This is a genomic window from Pseudogemmobacter sp. W21_MBD1_M6 (assembly GCF_052119585.1).
Taxonomy (GTDB): Bacteria; Pseudomonadota; Alphaproteobacteria; order Rhodobacterales; family Rhodobacteraceae; genus JBGQOJ01.
In genome coordinates, this window is the sequence record NZ_JBGQOJ010000001.1 from 363,581 (window position 1) to 379,785 (window position 16,205).

Below are 16,205 nucleotides of genomic sequence, written 5' to 3' on the forward strand. Positions count from 1 at the left end.
GTAAAATCATGTTTTCCATCGGAGATCTTTCCCGGCGCACCGGCGTCAAAATCCCAACCATCCGGTATTACGAACAAAAGAACATGATCGACGCAGAGGGCAGAACCGACGGCAACCAGCGGCGCTATGGGGCGGACGGGCTGGCGCGGCTGACGTTCATCCGGCACGCCCGTGATCTTGGGCTCAGTCTGGAGGATATCCGCGACCTTCTTGCCCTGTCGCAGCAACCCGACATGCCATGCGCCGAAGCACATGTCATCGCATCAAAGCACCTTCAGGCGATCCGCAACCGGATCGCCCATCTCGCCAGATTACAAGCGGAACTTGACCGCATCCTGTCCGTGCACGACACAGGCTCTATCGGAACCTGCCATGTCATACAGGCACTGGCCGACCATGGCCAATGCGCGGATGACCATCAGGACTGAACTGTCACTGGAATGGCCCGCGCCTGGGCATAGGTTACCAGCTTGCGCGATTGCGCATCCCAAAGCTGCAGCTTGACGCAGGCAAAGCTTTCCAGAAGCGTCAGACGCTTCACATCGGCCAAAGACGGATGGTCGCGCAGAACGTCCAACAGCCGATAAAATGGAATGCGGCTGTAAAGGTGGTGCACATGATGAACGCCAATGTTGGCCGTCAACCAGCGCAGAACAACCGGAAGATCGTAATGAGAACTGCCGTAAAGCGCGGCCTCATGCATATCCCATTCGCTCGCATCGTCCCAATGGGTCTCTTCGAACTGGTGCTGCACATAGAACAGCCATACCCCGATCGTCGCAGCGGCAACAACGGTTGGCAAATAGACCAACAGAACAGGCATGAACCCGCCAAAGTAGATCAGCCCCGTCACGATCAGCGCGATGCCGACGTTTGTGCCCATCGAACTGGCCCAATAGCGCCATCCGGCCTTCATAAAGCCAAGCGGCAGGCGCTGCTCCAGCAAAAATACGTAGAACGGGCCAATCAGGAACAATGTCACAGGGTGACGGTAGGCGCGGTAAACCAACTTACCCCAACGCGTGCGGGCTTTGTATTCCTCCACGGTCAGGGTCAGAATGTCGCCGACCCCGCGTTTGTCCAGATTTCCAGACGCGGAATGATGAATCGAATGTGCGCGGCGCCAGACATCATAGGGGGTCACGGTAAACACGCCGATGGCGCGCCCGACCCAGTCGTTGACCTGCTTGTTCCGGAAAAACGCGCCGTGCCCGCAGTCGTGCTGGATCGCAAACAGACGCACAAGGAAAAATCCATTGGCCACGGCCAGCGCCAGCGCAAGAACATAACTTACCGACAATGCCCACCAAGCCAAAGCAAAGATCGCCAGAAACGGCCCGAAGGTCACGACAAGCTCGAACACACTGCGTGCGTGAACCGGATCGCGATACGCGGCCAACACCCGGATCCATTCGCGTGCGGCGATGTGGACAGAGGTCGCAGCACCTGGCCGCGTGGAATTTTTATCGAGCACCTGTATTCCTAGCGTTCTTGTTTCTTTGGGGTCGTGGATACGCAAGTTTGGCATTTTGGCAAGCTTTTTCGACCAATAGAGACCTATTCTCCGATCACAATACGATCAAAACACATCTGTTTATGTCAAGGTCAGGGGCCGCACGCGCCCCCTCTTGGCCATGCGGCCAATTCACCCCATGTGGATATTTTGACCAAGAAGAGTTGGAAAGCATTAATATAGAATGACTTTTGCACCTCTTCTCGGTCCAAATACTCTGCAACGACGGGTTACAGCACGCCTTCTTGGGTGAACAAAGCCTTCAGATCCGCCTCGGCCCGCGCACCGATGTGGCTGATCACCTCGGAAGCCGCAATACAGCCCATACGCCCGCAGGTTTCCAGATCATGCCCGTGGGTCAGCCCCCACAGGAAGGCACCCGCGAACAGATCCCCTGCCCCTGTGGCATCCACGATCTGTGTCGGCAGGGCCGGCGCATGCCAGCATACGCCCCCCGACAGGATATAGGCGCCATTATCGCTGTCGGTGCAGGCGACGATGCCGACCTCGGCGGCGGCTAGCGCCAACGCTGCATCGAAATCTTCGGTCTGGTACATCGACAGCATTTCGGCGCGGTTGCAGAACAGCAGATCAACGTGGTCCTGTATCAGGGTGCGGAAGGCATCGCGGTGACGCCCGACACAGAACGGATCGGACAGCGTCAGCGACACACGGCCACCCGCACCCTTGCAGGCTGCGATTGCCCTGGCAAAGGCCTCGTGGCTTTCGGGACCGTCAAAGCGGTAGCCCTCGAGATAGATCCAGTCCGCATCGGCGATTTGCGCCTCGTCGATATCCGATGGCTGCAAAAACTCTGTTACCCCAAGATAGGTGTTCATCGAACGCTCGCCATCCGGCGTCACAACAATGATACAGCGCCCGGTTTCCTGTGCGGCGTCTCTTTTGGCCATCGGCGTTTCGTAGACCGCCCCCTGCGCCCGCAGGTCATGGGCAAAAATCGCACCCAGTTGGTCATCCTTGACCTTCCCGACATAGGCCGTGCGACCGCCCAGATGCGCGATACCCGCGATTGTATTTGCGGCAGATCCGCCGCTGATCTCTTTTGCCGGCCCGATCCGCGCATAAAGATCAACGGCGCGGTCCATGTCGATCAGCTGCATGATGCCTTTCTCGACACCTGCCTCTGCAAGAAATGCATCGGACGCGTGCGCCAGCACGTCGACCATCGCATTGCCGATACCGACAACCTGAAACTTTTTCGTCATAAGTTCTTTTCCTCGTATTGGCAGAGATCGCGGATCAAACAGGTTCCGCATAGCGGCTTTCGCGCCTTGCAAACATAGCGTCCGTGCAAGATCAGCCAGTGGTGCGCATGTTGCTGGAAATCGGCGGGAACATTGTCCTCGATGGCACGTTCGACCACATCGACATCCTTGCCGGGGCAAATGCCGGTACGATTCCCGATGCGAAAGATATGGGTGTCAACTGCCTGCGCCGGCACGCCCCACCACATGTTCAGAACGACATTCGCGGTCTTGCGGCCGACCCCTGGAAGGCTTTGCAATGCGGCGCGTGAATTGGGCACCTCGCCGTCATATTCCTCGACCAGAATTCGGCTCAGCTTGATGATATTCTTGGCTTTGTTGCGGAACAGCCCGATCGTCTTGATATGCTCGATCAGCCCAGCCTCGCCCAGATCAAGCATCTTTTGCGGCGTATCGGCGATCTGGAACAGCGTGTGCGTCGCGCGGTTGACGCCGACATCGGTTGCTTGTGCGGACAGGGCAACCGCCACCAGCAAGGTGAAGGCGTTTGTATGCGCCAGCTCGCCCTTGGGTTCGGGTTCCTGCGCCTGAAACCGGGAAAAGATCTCGCGCATCATATGATAATCAAGCTGCTTTACCATGCGCGCCCGTATGCAGCGTAAGGCGCTCTGCGGCAAGCCCATTAGCACATCGGTTTCGGCGCAAGTTTGACTAAGATTGGCGGCGGACCATGGGGCGGCATTAATGTTTCATTTTCTCTGCTCTGTAATCCTTCACGCAAATCGAAGAAGGAGCAGCGATGTCACAGACGCTTGTCCACGGGTATACCGCCAAATCCATGACCCATGACAGCCATCAGACTGCCGGATGGGGCGAACGATTATCGTGAACGGGTGGACATGAACGGCGAACTTCTGGGCTATATCTATCTCGTCCACCGTTCTGCCCGCTGCCGCAGTGTTCCCGACAATAACACCAGATGACATGACAGAGGCGAATGATCTTGGGCCGACAAATATCGAGGCAATGACCGGTTTCACCGCCGGCACCATGATTACCACACTGGACGGCCTTATACCGGTCGAATGGTTGCGCGCAGGCGACCGGATCCTGACGCGGGACAGAGGGTTCCAGCCTGTGGCGTAGACGGGCCAGTCGGGAATTCCAGCCTCCGCATGCACCGCACGACCGGCATTGAACCCGCAGAAGCCGCGCTACTGCCCGCTACACTTCTCCGGATCACGGCGCGCGATGCGGCATGACAGACGCGCAGAAAGGCGCAACAATCGGGTCGATCAAGCCTGCGGTATCGCCTATCGTGGCGGGACAAGCAACAGGACAGCGCCATGACCGACACATCCGACCAGGCCTATCATTTCGCCGTCGTCAAACGCGCGATACAGGTGATCGACGAGACTGAGGGGCAACAACTCTCGCTCGAGGCGCTTGCCGCGAAAATGCAGATGAGCCCGGCGCACTTCCAGCGCATCTTCAGCCGCTGGGCCGGGGTCTCGCCAAAGCGTTACCAGCAGTATCTGGCGTTGGGCCATGCCAAAACCTTGCTGCGCGACCGCTTCACCACCCTCGACACCGCCAACAGTCTCGGGTTGTCGGGCAGCGGCAGGTTACACGATCTGTTTCTGAAGTGGGAGGCAATGAGCCCCGGCGCATTCGCGCGCGGCGGCGACGGTCTGGGGGTTTCATACGGCTGGTTCGCATCGCCCTTCGGTCCTGCGCTGGCCATGGGCACCGATCACGGCCTTTGCGGGCTGGCGTTCGAAGGGGACATGGGCAAACCGGAAACATTCGCCGATATGGCCCGCCGCTGGCCCATGGCCACCTTCACCGAAAACCCCGCCGCACTGGCGCCTTGGGTCGATGCCGCCTTTGGCCGCACCGGCGAGGTGCGGCTGCACATGATCGGTGCGCCCTTCCAGATCAAGGTCTGGGAGGCGCTTTTGTCCGTCCCCTCGGGCCATGTGACCACCTATGGCGCGATTGCCGGCGCGATAGGATCGCCCAAGGCGGTGCGCGCGGTGGGCACGGCGGTCGGGCGCAATCCGGTAGGCTGGCTGATCCCGTGCCACCGCGCCCTGCGCAAATCAGGCGCACTTGGCGGCTATCACTGGGGCCTGCCCGTCAAACGGGCAATGCTCGCGTGGGAAGCCGTGCGCGCCGATGCCGTGACAGCCTAAGGTTGGGCGGAAAGCCGCCGGATAACACATTCGTTGCTTTTGGAACCTTTCGCGCCTCTATACGTTTATCACCGCACCCGCATCGCGCGGGAGATAATGAAAGAGGCAGACATGACACGCATCAAGACAACATTTGTTTTGGCCACCGCAGGCATCTTGGCGCTCAGCGCTTGTACCCCCCCTGAAAACTACAACCCGAATGACCCGAACCAGCGCACCCGCGAAGGTGCGATTGTTGGCGGCCTGTTCGGTGCGGCCTCTGGTCTGATCGTCGGCGATACCCCCAAGGAACGCCGCAATGGCGCGCTGATCGGTGCTGCAATCGGTGCAGGAGTCGGCGCCGCAGTGGGCAACAACCTGGACAAGCAAGCAGCAGAACTGCGTCGCGACATCGGCAATGGCAATGTCAGCATCGTCAACACCGGCAACGAACTGGTCGTGACAATGCCGCAAGACATCCTGTTTGCCACCGACAGCGCGAACCTGCGCGGCGATCTGCAAGGCGACCTTCGCGCATTGGCGAACAACCTCGACAAGTATCGCGATACCACCATCGACATCGTCGGCCACACCGACAACACAGGTGCGGCCAGCTACAATCAGGATCTTTCCCAGCGTCGCGCCCAATCTGTCGCTGCGATCCTGATCAGTTCCGGCGTCAACTCGTCGCGCATCCGCGCCTATGGCCGCGGCGAGGATTCCCCCGTTGCGTCGAACCTGACACCGGATGGCCGCGCGCAAAACCGCCGCGTGGAAATCATCATCCGTCCGATCAGCTAAGTGGCCGGTTAAGATCGCCAAAAAAGACCGGGCCAGTGGTCCGGTCTTTTTAGTTGTTCCTTCGGCCGCGCGGTCATATATTTTGACCAATCGCAAAGGTCGAACACATGCCGTTTCAACGTATTCAATCCGAAAAACTCTCCTCCTCTGTCGTGCGGCAAATCGAATTGCTGATCCTGCGCGGTATTCTTCGCCCGGGGGAACGCCTGCCGTCGGAACGCGAGCTTTCCGAAAAACTGGGCGTGTCGCGCCCGTCCCTGCGCGAGGCAGTCGCCGATCTTCAGGAACGGGGGCTTCTGGCGACCCGGGCAGGTGCCGGAATCTACGTCGGTGACGTGCTTGGCTCGGCGTTTTCGGCGGCCCTGATCAAGCTGTTCGCCGCCCATGACGAGGCGGTATTCGACTACATTGCCTTTCGCCGCGATCTGGAGGCCCTCGCCGCCGAGCGCGCCGCGCGGCTGGCATCGGACACAGACCTGAAGGTCGTCGACACATTGTTCCGCAAGATGGAAGCCGCCCACACAAAGCGAAACCCGGCAGACGAGGCAAAGCTTGACGCCGAATTCCACCTGTCGATCATCGAGGCCAGCCACAACGTTATCATGCTGCATATGATGCGGTCGATGTTCGAACTTCTGCGCGAAGGCGTATTTTACAACCGTCAGGTCATGTTCAAGCAACGCACCACCCGCGATATGCTTCTGGACCAGCACCGCGCAATCAATTCCGCCCTTCAGGCCCGCGATGCTGCCGCCGCACGCGCCGCCGTCGAGGCACATCTGAATTATGTCGAGGCCTCTTTGTCCGATCAGCAAAAATCAGAGCGTAACGAGGAAATCGCGCGGCAGCGGTTCGAGCACGAACAGTCCCGCTGATCCAGAGAACCCGCCGCAGGTCACGTATTTATCCCCTGGATATGAAAAAACCCGGCCACATCGGGCCGGGTTCAATTCGTAAAAGAAATCACGGGGTGGCCCGTCATCACTTAATGCAGCTTGGCTTCCACATCGGCAATCGCGGATTCAATCAGGCTGTTGCCATCGGCGGCCGTCATTTGCTTGGCGATCACGTCGCTTGCAGCGGCAATGGCCACGCTGATCGCGGTATCGCGAACGTCCTTGATTGCCGCCGCCTTTGCCGAAGCGATCTGCTCCTCGGCTGCGGCCAGACGGCGCACAATCGAGGCTTTCAGATCGGCTTTCGCAAGCTCGGCAGCGGTCGCCGCCTCCTCTTTCGCAGCTTCGACGATACGCGCGGATTGCTCCTGCACTTCTTTCTGCTTACGTTCGTAAGAGGCCAGAAGCGTTTGCGCTTCTTCACGCAGGGCCTTTGCTTCGTTCAGATCGTTGCGGATCCCGTCTGCGCGCTTGTCAAGAAGACCGCCAATCAACGACGGAACCTTGAAATAGAACAGAACACCGATGAACAAAAGGAACGCAAGCGTGACAACGAAGTTGGTGTTATGCAGCGAGACAAACGGACCGGACGCAGCAGCGGCAGGACCAGCGATAAGGGCGGGGATAAGGGAAAGCTTGAGGTATTTCATCAGACTTACCCTTTCATCCGTGCAGTCACCGCAGCAGCAATCGTCTTTGCGTCGGCTTTTCCGCCCAGCGCTGCAACGATGTCTCCAGTCGTGTCGTTTGCCACATCCTTTACCGCAGAAACGGCGCCAGCGCGGATCTCGTTGATCGCTTTTTCCGCTTCTGCCGCTTTCGCGGCAATCTCGGCGTCGGCATGGGCTGTTGCCTTGTCCAGATCCTTCTGGATCTCGGCTTTGGCCTCTGCCACGATCTTGTGGGCTTCGGTGCGGGCATCGGCCAGCGCCTGATTATAGGCGGCCTCCGCGTCGACCGCTTTCTGCTTCAGCTCTTCAGCCGCAGAAATATCATTCGTGATTGTCCCCTGACGCTCTGCCAGAACCGCACCGATGCGCGGAAGCGCAATGCGGGACAAGACAAAGTAGATCACGACAAGCGTGACCAGAAGCCAGAAAATCTGGTTCCCAAAGGTGCTAACGTCCAGCTGCGGCATCCCTGCGGATTCGGCAGCGTGACCACCAGCTTCTGCAACCTGCGCCGCGCCTTCAACTGTTTCCGTCGCCATGTCGTTCTCCTACAGGAACTTCCGGATACTTCGGGCGGGCCGTCCGGCCCACCCGAGCGTAAGGATTGTGTTCCGTAAGGCTTAGACTGCGAACATCAGCAGCAGAGCGACGAGGAACGAGAAGATCCCCAGAGCTTCTGCAAACGCGATGCCGATGAACAGCGTCGCTGTCTGACCAGCAGCGGCAGATGGGTTGCGCAGTGCGCCGGACAGGTAGTTGCCAGCAACATTGCCCACACCAACAGCAGCGCCACCCATGCCCATGCATGCCAGACCTGCGCCGATGTATGCGCCCATTTGTACGATATCGCCTTCCATAGGTATTCTCCTTACGATGGAATGAGGTAGTTGATTGAACCGACCTTAGTGGCCCGGATGCAGCGCATCCTTGAGGTAGACACAGGTCAGAATGGTGAACACATAGGCCTGGATGAACGACACCAGAACCTCTAGCCCGTACATCGCGGTGATCGCGACGATGGACAGCGGAGCGATTGCGGTGATGGCCGCAAAACCCGCGAAAACCTTGATCACGGCGTGACCGGCCATCATGTTACCCGCAAGTCGGATAGAATGGCTGACGGGACGCACGAAATACGAGATGATCTCGATCAGCGCCAGCACCGGGCGCAAGGGCAGAGGTGCCGATTTGACCCAGAACAGACCCAGGAACTTGGTGCCATTCAGGACAAACCCCAGAATGGTGACCGTCAGGAACACCGCCATCGCCAGAACGCCGGTCACGGCGATGTGCGATGTGGTTGTGAACGACATCGGCAGCAGGCCGACAAAGTTCGCGAAAACGATGAACATGAACAACGTCATGATATAAGGGAAGAACCGCACGCCGTCTTTTCCGGCCACATCCTCGACCATCTTGTAGATGAACCCGTAGGCCATCTCTCCGATCGACTGGATCCGCGTCGGAACAATCGCCCGACCGCGGGTGCCCGTAACCAGAAGCAAAACAATCGCCAGAACGGTGATTGCCATCCAAAGGGTCGCGTTTGTCGGAGTGTACCAGTGAACTTCGTGACCGCCGAACAGGGGGGTCACTACGAACTGGTGCATCGGATCGAAAACCAGACCGCCGCTTGCTTCTTCAGTTGCCACGTCGCTTACCTCTTGTCATCAGCGGAGGTCTCCGCTTCTTTTTCCGACTGTAGTTCCTTGGCCGTGCGAAGCATAACCTTCACCCCTGCCGCCAAACCCAGCATTACAAACAGCACCAGAAACAGCGGTATCGTTCCGAACAGAACATCCAACCCGTATCCAATGCCAAACCCGATCCCAAGACCGGATACCAGCTCTATCACCATCCGCCATGCCATATTGGCCTGCGAATAATGCTCTTCCGTATGGGGCTTCGGCGCGTTGGCCTTTTTCACCGCCGCGATCTTCTCTTCAAGCGCCTTCAGACGCTCTTGGTCGAGTGGATCAGCCACAGCAAAACTTCCCTTCGGACAGTTGGGCGGAACCTAGAAACAGCAGCCCCCCGAGTCAAGCAGGAACAGCAGGGGACGAAATAACGTCAACTTATTGATATTTAATCATTAAATACGAGGTGCGACAAGGCGCACAGGCACGGATCAGGCGCCATCGCGCCATTCGCTCTCGATTCCGTTATTCAACCAAATGGTTGACGAACGCCGCACCGCAGGATTTACCCCGCCTATGGCCAATACGCTCGATACCATATTGTCGGCCCTTGCCGACCCCACACGCCGCGCGATCCTGTCGATGCTGCTGGAAGACGACATGGCCGTCACCGATGTGGCCGAGCCGTTCCAGATGTCGCTTGCGGCGATATCCAAGCATCTTGCCATTCTGACATCCGCTGGCCTGATCTCGCGCGAAAAGCGCGGGCGGGTGACATGGTGCAAGCTGGAGCCGGAGGCGATGCGCGACGCCTCGGTCTGGATGCAGGGCTTCGGGCAATTCGACCGGATGGATCTTGACGCCTTCGAGCGGTTTCTGGACGCCGAACTGGGCGACTAGACCGCCGGAACGGTCTCGTCCTTCAACAGCAGCCAAAGCGCCACAAAGGTCAATGCGATCCCGCCCAGAACCAGCCCCGTGGGCGCACCGTTCCCCAAGGCGATTTCCCATAGGATCACCCAGCTTGGCGTTAGATATGTATAGGCCATGACCTTGGCCGAGGGCAGGCGCAGCGCCGCGAATTGCAACAGGAACGACGTGCCCGCGCTGGCAAAGACCGCCGTATAGACCAGCGTGATCCAGACGATCGGCGGCAAGACCGCCCAATCGGTCACAATAATCCGGGGCGCGCCGTATAGCGCCAGCAAAATGAAACCGGACGACAACATGCCAAAGGTAAACACCAGCGCGGATTCGCCTCTGTTCACCTTGCGCACCACCGGCGCGTAAATGGCATGCGCCACGCAGCCGACGAAAAAGATCATCTCGCCCCGCCCGACCTGAAACGCCATCAGCGCCGAAACATCCGCGCGAAAGATCACCCAAAGCGCACCGATGCCCCCGATGCCCAGCGCGACCCCCATGCGCAGGGTCATCCGCTGCCACAGCAAGACATAGCCGAAGCCGGCCGCCATCAAGGGCGTCAACGTGAACACCGCCGATGTCGAGACAGGCTCTGCCGTCTTCAGCCCTTCGAACATCAGCACAATATAGAAGGCGAACAATCCGCCCATCAGCAGGTATCGCCAGGGTGCATCCAGCGCGGGGCGCGGTATGCCCGTTGTCGCCCACAGCACCCCGCCAACAACAACCGCAGCCAACAGGAACCGCGCCGCCGCCAACACGATGGGGTCGATTTCGTTTGCCGCCATGGACCCAAGGCTGAACGACCCCGCAACAAGCGCGGAAAACAACAGCATCGCCAGATGCCCGCGCATCCCGCCTGCCCGCTGCGTCACAGTTGGTCCCAGCTTTTTGCCGCATCTTTCAGGAAGGCCAGAAACGCCTGCACCTTTGCCGTGCGGTGCAAATCCACATGCGTCACAATCCACGTCGGCGCGGTCCATTCCTCGCGCGGGGGGAAAACCTGCACCAGATCGGGATGCCGTCGGGCCTCGAACACCGACAGGAAACCGATCCCGGCCCCCGCTAGAACCGCCTCTATCAACGTATGGTCCTCACTTGCGCGATACACGATGTTGCCGCTTGGCACCGTCGCCCGCATCCAGCGATAGAAGGGCGCGCGCGATGCCTCGTCGTCCTGTGCGACAAACCGGTGATCCGCCAGCGCGCCCTCGCCTTCAGGCATGCCGAACCGCTCGATATAGCCTTTCGACGCATACAGCGTGATCGGCAGCTTTATCAGAGGCTGCACCACATTGTCGGGTTGGCCCGGCGCGCTGCCCGCGCGGATCGCCACATGCGCCTCGCCGTATTCCAGCCGGAACAGCCGTTCTCCGGTCAGAAACCGGACCGTCAGATCGGGGTGCAGATCGCGGAACGCCACCAGAACTGGTGTCAGTTGCCCCGCCATACCGGATAAAGACGTCACGACCAGTTCGCCCGTCACCTCGGCCCCGCGCCCCTTGATCCGTCCGGCAAGCTGGGTCAGCTGGTCGTCGGTGGCCTGCGCCACCTGCATCAGATCAACCCCCGCCTCGGTGGCTGTATATCCCCGCGCATGGCGTTGGAACAACTTGGCCCCCAATCGCGCCTCAAGGGCGTCGATGTGGCGGATCACCGTCGCGTGGTGCACCCCCAGAACCTCCGCCGCCCCGGACACCGTGCCAAGCCGTGCAACATGATAGGCGGTGCGAATTTCGTCCCAATTGTCAGCTGTCATCTCATGTGCATCCGTGAACAGGTTCTGTGTGATTTGGCCATACTGTGCCTCAGTGCGCAATGTCTAATTAGAAAACAGAACAGACCCTGAAAGGTATTCCCATGACAACCGTTCTCCGCATCGACTCCTCCGCCAGCACGAAAACCTCCATCTCCCGCGCGTTGACCGACCGCATCGTCGCCCGCTTTGACGGGGCCGATGTTATCACCCGCGACCTGTCGCAGCCCCTGCCGCAGATCGACGAGACATGGGTGAACGCCCGCGCCAAGGCCCCCGCCGACCGCACCGATGACGAAGCCAGCGCGCTGGCGCTGTCTGACACGCTGATCGCGGAACTGAAAGCCGCCGACACCATCGTGATCGGCCTGCCCGTCTACAACTTCGGCGTTCCCGCCGCGCTGAAGGCCTGGATCGACCTTATCGCCCGCGCCGGTGTCACCTTTGCCTATACCGCCGATGGTCCCAAGGGCCTGCTGGACGGCAAGCGCGTGATCCTCGCCGTGGCCTCGGGCGGCACCGAAGTCGGCTCCGGCTGGGACTTTGCCACAGGCTACATGCGCCATGTTCTGGGCTTTATCGGCATCACCGAAGTAGAGATCGTCGCAGCCGACCGTCTGGCCCTGGGTGCCGAAGCGTCGATCAAGGCGGCCAATGACGCCATCGACGCGCTGAAAATCGCAGCCTGATTAACAGCCTGATTGGCAACCTGACCAACAGATCGCGCCCCGCACCCAGCCCGCAGGGCGCGATCCTCTTGACTCACTCCCTCATTTCGCCCTAAACCCCGCGCAACATCCGGAAGTAAAACTGCTTCCGGTCCCTGATTCAAGATCGGGGATCGCCACCAGTCAGCGCGTTGCGCCCACTGGTGCGTTTGTCGTTTGGCACATAGGGTGCTTGGGTTTGTCGGCCATCGTCCTTATCTGGACAGGCAGATGTGGTTGGAAAAGGAACGGGCATATGTTCGAGAACCTATCAGAACGCCTTGGCAGCGTCTTTGACCGCCTGACCAAGCAAGGTGCGCTGTCCGACGCCGACGTTGAAACCGCCCTGCGCGAGGTGCGCGTTGCCCTGCTCGAGGCCGATGTGTCGCTGCCCGTGGCCCGCGATTTCGTCAAAGCCGTTCAGGACAAGGCCACAGGTCAGGCCGTCACGAAATCCATTACCCCCGGTCAGCAGGTCGTCAAGATCGTCCATGACGCGCTGATCGACGTGCTGCGTGGCGAAGGCGAGCCGGGCGCGCTGAAAATCGACAACCCGCCGACACCCATCCTTATGGTCGGTCTGCAAGGCTCGGGTAAAACCACGACAACCGCCAAGCTCGCGAAACGCCTGACCGAAAAGAACGGCAAGCGCGTGCTGATGGCGTCGCTTGACATCAACCGCCCCGCCGCGATGGAACAGCTTGCCATCCTCGGCAAACAGATCGGCGTCGATACCCTGCCGATCGTCAAAGGCGAAACCCCGGTCCAGATCGCCAAACGCGCCAAAACGCAGGCCAGCCTTGGCGGCTACGACGTCTACATGCTGGACACCGCCGGTCGTCTGCACATCGACGACATCCTGATGGCCGAGGTTCAATCGGTCCGCGACATCGTCAACCCGCGCGAGACCCTTCTGGTCGTCGATGGCCTGACCGGTCAGGATGCGGTCAACGTCGCGCAGGAATTCGACGGCAAGATCGGCGTCACCGGCGTTGTCCTGACCCGCATGGATGGCGACGGTCGCGGTGGTGCCGCGCTGTCGATGCGTGCGGTCACAGGCAAACCAATCAAATTCGTCGGCCTTGGCGAAAAGATGGACGCGCTCGAAACATTCGAGCCAGAGCGTATCGCAGGCCGCATTCTGGGCATGGGCGACATTGTCGCGCTGGTCGAGAAGGCACAGGAAACCATCGAGGCCCAGCAGGCCGAACGCATGATGAAACGGTTCCAGAAGGGACTGTTCAACATGAACGACATGCGGTCCCAACTGGAACAGATGATGAAAATGGGCGGCATGGAAGGCATCATGGGCATGATGCCCGGCATGGCCAAAATGTCCAAGCAGGTGCAAGAGGCCGGGTTCGACGACTCTGTCCTCAAGCGCCAGATCGCCCTGATCAACTCGATGACCAAAAAAGAGCGCGCCAACCCCGCGCTGCTTCAGGCCAGCCGGAAAAAGCGGATCGCCGCCGGGGCCGGTCTGGACGTCTCCGATTTGAACAAGCTTCTGAAAATGCACCGGCAGATGGCCGACATGATGAAGAAGATGGGCAAGATGGGCAAAGGCGGCATGATGAAAAACGCGCTTGGGTCGATGTTTGGCAAGGGCGGGCCCTCCGCCGCCGATCTGGAGGCGGCAAAAGCCCAGATGGGCAAAATGCCGGGCGGTCTGCCCGGACTTGGTGGCGGCATGGGCCTGCCTCAGGGTCTGTCCGGCTTTGGTAAAAAGAAATGAGAATGTCCCGCACCTCATATGCATCCTTTGTGCATCGGTTGTGCATGGCCCGTGTATCCGTTGAGAGAACCCGATGACCGACACCGTAACCCTTGCCGCGCAGCTGCTCAAAGACCACCGCAGCAGCATCGACCGCCTCGACGCTATCCTTGTCTATACCCTCGCAGAGCGGTTCAAACAGACACAGGCCGTCGGCAAACTGAAGGCAGAACACACCCTGCCCCCCGCGGACCCCGACCGCGAGGCGCAACAGATCGAACGTTTGGAATGGCTTGCACAAGAGGCCGATCTGGACCCCGAATTCGCCAAGAAGTTCCTGAATTTCGTCATTCAGGAAGTTATCCAACACCACAAACAACACCAGAAATAACCGGCCCCGCCGGATCTGAACAAACCCAGGAGAACCTTGATATGTCTATGAAAATTCGTCTCGCCCGTGGCGGTTCCAAAAAGCGCCCTCACTACTCGATCGTTGCCGCCGACAGCCGTATGGCGCGTGATGGCCGTTTCATCGAAAAGCTGGGCACCTACAACCCGCTGCTGGCAAAAGACAACGAAGAGCGCGTGAAGATGGATCTGGACCGCGCCAAATATTGGCTATCCCACGGCGCACAGCCAACCGACCGCGTTGCACGTATGCTGGAAAATGCAGGCGTTCTGGTCAAGAAAGACCGCGCGAACCTGAAAAAGGGCGTTCCCGGCAAGAAAGCAACCGCACGCGCAACAGAGAAGTCCGCGAAGGAAGCCGCATTGGCTGAAGCCGCCGCTGCTCCTGCTCCGGCGCCTGTAGAAGAGCCCGCAGCCGACGAGGCAGCCGCCGAGTAATCGGCGCGTTGGTGAGAGGGATGCATGCGTTTTCGCAAAGCTTCCGCACCGACCTGACGGACCTGATGCGGTGGCGGCGCGACGTGCGCCGCTTTCGGACAGACCCTGTGGACGAGGCACTGCTGACGCGGTGCCTCGACGCATTTCTGCTGGCCCCTTCGGTGGGGTTGTCAGAGCCATGGCGGATCGTTCGCGTCGAAAGCGATGCGGCCCGCAAGGCGGCACTGGACAATTTCCGCAAGGCAAATGATGAGGCTTTACAAGGCTATAGCGGCGACAAGGCCAGACTGTATGCGGGGCTAAAGCTGTCCGGAATGGTAGAATCCCCCATTCAACTGGCGATTTTCTGCGATGACGGCACCGACAAAGGCGCGGGTCTTGGCGCCGGCACCATGCCGGAAATGCGCCGCTATTCGGTGGTCTCTGCCATCTCGCTGTTCTGGCTTGCGGCCCGCGCCGAGGGGCTGGGCGTCGGGTGGGTTTCCATCCTTGACCCCGACCTGCTTTGCCGTGACCTTGATGTGCCGGCGGACTGGGCGCTGGTGGGTTATCTTTGCGTTGGCTGGCCCGAGGACGATACCGAAACGCCGGAACTTGAAACACTGGGCTGGGAAGCGCGCCGCGCCTCTTTGCCAATGACAAAACGGTAAACGACGATAGACAATGGGACTGATCCGCCGGACGTTCACACTGGGCCTTTGCATTGCCGCCTTCTGGGCGGGGTCAAAGGTCGAACGTTTCATTCAAACCGACCGCTGCATCGACGCGGGCGGGTTTTTTGATGCACGGGGATTTTGCAATGGAGCAAGGCCATGAGTGAAGACAAAATCTGTGTCGGGGCCTTGTCGGGCTCTTACGGCGTCCACGGCGAAGTGCGCCTGAAAAGCTTTTGCGCCGATCCGCAGGCCATCGCGGATTACGGCCCGCTGTCATCGGAGGACGGGAAAAGCCAATATGTTCTGACCCTTACGGGGTCCATCCCGAACGGCTTTACCGCCGAGGTCGAGGGCATCAAGACAAAGGAACAAGCCGACGCCCTGAAAGGCATCCGCCTTTATGCCCCGCGCAGCGTTCTGCCCGCGTTGCCCGATGACGAATACTACCATGCCGATCTGATCGGCCTGACGGTGCTGGACACCGGCGGCGCGGTTCTCGGGACGGTAAAGTTCGTGCAGAACCACGGCGCGGGCGACCTGCTGGAAGTGATGCGCACCGGTGGCGGCGAAACCGTTCTGGTGCCCTTCACGATGGAGGTGGTGCCGACAGTCGATCTGGCCTCGGGCCGCGTGATCATCGACCCGCCCGAAGGCCTGTTCTAGCCCTGACACCAAAGGCAAGGG

22 protein-coding genes are annotated in these 16,205 nt (G+C 59.7%); 12 read left to right on the plus strand and 10 right to left on the minus strand.

What is annotated here, in order from left to right:
- Positions 1-8: 8 nt before the first annotated feature.
- A complete protein-coding gene (locus tag ACEN2R_RS01570) occupies positions 9-428 on the plus strand; it encodes a MerR family transcriptional regulator (RefSeq protein ID WP_442038523.1) in 420 nt (139 codons plus the stop codon).
- Here ACEN2R_RS01570 and ACEN2R_RS01575 read toward each other — a convergent pair.
- The 3 genes from ACEN2R_RS01575 to nth form a co-directional block, all read right to left on the minus strand.
- Complete coding sequence (locus ACEN2R_RS01575) at positions 419-1,474, minus strand: fatty acid desaturase (RefSeq protein WP_442038525.1); 1,056 nt, start codon at positions 1,472-1,474, stop codon at positions 419-421. The two genes, ACEN2R_RS01570 and ACEN2R_RS01575, sit on opposite strands and share 10 nt — an antisense overlap.
- 269 nt (positions 1,475-1,743) lie before the next feature.
- Positions 1,744-2,739, minus strand: a complete 996-nt coding sequence (locus ACEN2R_RS01580; RefSeq protein WP_442038527.1) for an adenosine kinase — start codon at positions 2,737-2,739, stop codon at positions 1,744-1,746.
- Entirely contained in the window at positions 2,736-3,380 is a 645-nt protein-coding gene (gene nth, locus ACEN2R_RS01585; protein WP_442038529.1) for an endonuclease III, read from the minus strand. The genes ACEN2R_RS01580 and nth overlap by 4 nt, the downstream gene beginning before the upstream one ends.
- Positions 3,381-3,723: 343 nt before the next feature.
- On the opposite strand from nth, the gene ACEN2R_RS01590 reads away from it, so the two are divergent.
- The 4 genes from ACEN2R_RS01590 (at position 3,724) to ACEN2R_RS01605 (ending at position 6,589) form a co-directional block, all read left to right on the plus strand.
- Positions 3,724-3,885: a Hint domain-containing protein gene (locus ACEN2R_RS01590; protein ID WP_442038531.1), complete on the plus strand. Its 162-nt coding sequence runs from the start codon at positions 3,724-3,726 to the stop codon at positions 3,883-3,885.
- Positions 3,886-4,085: 200 nt separating this feature from the next.
- Entirely contained in the window at positions 4,086-4,934 is an 849-nt protein-coding gene (locus ACEN2R_RS01595) for a methylated-DNA--[protein]-cysteine S-methyltransferase (RefSeq protein WP_442038533.1), read from the plus strand.
- A gap of 111 nt (positions 4,935-5,045) precedes the next feature.
- On the plus strand, positions 5,046-5,714 hold the full coding sequence (locus ACEN2R_RS01600; RefSeq protein ID WP_442038535.1) for an OmpA family protein: 669 nt from the start codon (positions 5,046-5,048) through the stop codon (positions 5,712-5,714).
- Between the two features lie 107 nt (positions 5,715-5,821).
- Positions 5,822-6,589, plus strand: coding sequence for a FadR/GntR family transcriptional regulator (locus ACEN2R_RS01605; RefSeq protein WP_442038537.1), 768 nt, complete (start codon positions 5,822-5,824; stop codon positions 6,587-6,589).
- Positions 6,590-6,699: 110 nt separating this feature from the next.
- On the opposite strand, the gene ACEN2R_RS01610 is transcribed toward ACEN2R_RS01605, so the two are convergent.
- The 5 genes from ACEN2R_RS01610 to ACEN2R_RS01630 all read right to left on the minus strand — a co-directional run bounded on the left by ACEN2R_RS01610 (position 6,700) and on the right by ACEN2R_RS01630 (position 9,265).
- On the minus strand, positions 6,700-7,260 hold the full coding sequence (locus tag ACEN2R_RS01610) for a F0F1 ATP synthase subunit B (RefSeq protein WP_442038539.1): 561 nt from the start codon (positions 7,258-7,260) through the stop codon (positions 6,700-6,702).
- 5 nt (positions 7,261-7,265) lie between these two features.
- Positions 7,266-7,820 carry a F0F1 ATP synthase subunit B' gene (locus ACEN2R_RS01615; protein ID WP_442038541.1) on the minus strand — a complete coding sequence of 185 codons (555 nt, stop codon included), beginning with the start codon at positions 7,818-7,820 and terminating at the stop codon, positions 7,266-7,268.
- Positions 7,821-7,901: 81 nt separating this feature from the next.
- On the minus strand, positions 7,902-8,138 hold the full coding sequence (locus ACEN2R_RS01620) for a F0F1 ATP synthase subunit C (protein WP_093967926.1): 237 nt from the start codon (positions 8,136-8,138) through the stop codon (positions 7,902-7,904).
- Between the two features lie 45 nt (positions 8,139-8,183).
- On the minus strand, positions 8,184-8,933 hold the full coding sequence (locus ACEN2R_RS01625; RefSeq protein WP_442038543.1) for a F0F1 ATP synthase subunit A: 750 nt from the start codon (positions 8,931-8,933) through the stop codon (positions 8,184-8,186).
- Between the two features lie 5 nt (positions 8,934-8,938).
- The gene (locus ACEN2R_RS01630) at positions 8,939-9,265 is read right to left on the minus strand and encodes an AtpZ/AtpI family protein (RefSeq protein WP_442038545.1); all 327 of its coding nucleotides are present in this window, start codon (positions 9,263-9,265) and stop codon (positions 8,939-8,941) included.
- Positions 9,266-9,494: 229 nt separating this feature from the next.
- Between ACEN2R_RS01630 and ACEN2R_RS01635 the strand changes: the two genes are divergently transcribed.
- Positions 9,495-9,818 (plus strand): ArsR/SmtB family transcription factor, encoded by a 324-nt coding sequence (locus tag ACEN2R_RS01635; protein WP_442038547.1) that lies wholly within the window; start codon positions 9,495-9,497, stop codon positions 9,816-9,818.
- On the opposite strand, the gene ACEN2R_RS01640 is transcribed toward ACEN2R_RS01635, so the two are convergent.
- Both ACEN2R_RS01640 and ACEN2R_RS01645 read right to left on the minus strand, forming a co-directional pair.
- Positions 9,815-10,696, minus strand: coding sequence for a DMT family transporter (locus tag ACEN2R_RS01640; protein ID WP_442039461.1), 882 nt, complete (start codon positions 10,694-10,696; stop codon positions 9,815-9,817). The genes ACEN2R_RS01635 and ACEN2R_RS01640 overlap by 4 nt on opposite strands.
- Before the next feature lie 17 nt (positions 10,697-10,713).
- A complete protein-coding gene (locus ACEN2R_RS01645) occupies positions 10,714-11,601 on the minus strand; it encodes a LysR family transcriptional regulator (RefSeq protein ID WP_442038549.1) in 888 nt (295 codons plus the stop codon).
- A gap of 101 nt (positions 11,602-11,702) precedes the next feature.
- Between ACEN2R_RS01645 and ACEN2R_RS01650 the strand changes: the two genes are divergently transcribed.
- From ACEN2R_RS01650 to rimM, 6 genes are all read left to right on the plus strand, one after another.
- On the plus strand, positions 11,703-12,287 hold the full coding sequence (locus ACEN2R_RS01650) for an FMN-dependent NADH-azoreductase (protein ID WP_442038551.1): 585 nt from the start codon (positions 11,703-11,705) through the stop codon (positions 12,285-12,287).
- Positions 12,288-12,561: 274 nt separating this feature from the next.
- A complete protein-coding gene (ffh, locus tag ACEN2R_RS01655) occupies positions 12,562-14,040 on the plus strand; it encodes a signal recognition particle protein (RefSeq protein ID WP_442038553.1) in 1,479 nt (492 codons plus the stop codon).
- A 73-nt stretch (positions 14,041-14,113) separates the two neighbouring features.
- Positions 14,114-14,410 (plus strand): chorismate mutase, encoded by a 297-nt coding sequence (locus ACEN2R_RS01660; RefSeq protein ID WP_442038555.1) that lies wholly within the window; start codon positions 14,114-14,116, stop codon positions 14,408-14,410.
- Positions 14,411-14,451: 41 nt separating this feature from the next.
- On the plus strand, positions 14,452-14,865 hold the full coding sequence (rpsP, locus tag ACEN2R_RS01665) for a 30S ribosomal protein S16 (protein WP_442038557.1): 414 nt from the start codon (positions 14,452-14,454) through the stop codon (positions 14,863-14,865).
- 20 nt (positions 14,866-14,885) lie between these two features.
- On the plus strand, positions 14,886-15,515 hold the full coding sequence (gene bluB / locus ACEN2R_RS01670) for a 5,6-dimethylbenzimidazole synthase (RefSeq protein WP_442038559.1): 630 nt from the start codon (positions 14,886-14,888) through the stop codon (positions 15,513-15,515).
- A gap of 162 nt (positions 15,516-15,677) precedes the next feature.
- The gene (gene rimM, locus ACEN2R_RS01675) at positions 15,678-16,184 is read left to right on the plus strand and encodes a ribosome maturation factor RimM (RefSeq protein ID WP_442038561.1); all 507 of its coding nucleotides are present in this window, start codon (positions 15,678-15,680) and stop codon (positions 16,182-16,184) included.
- Positions 16,185-16,205: the final 21 nt, after the last annotated feature.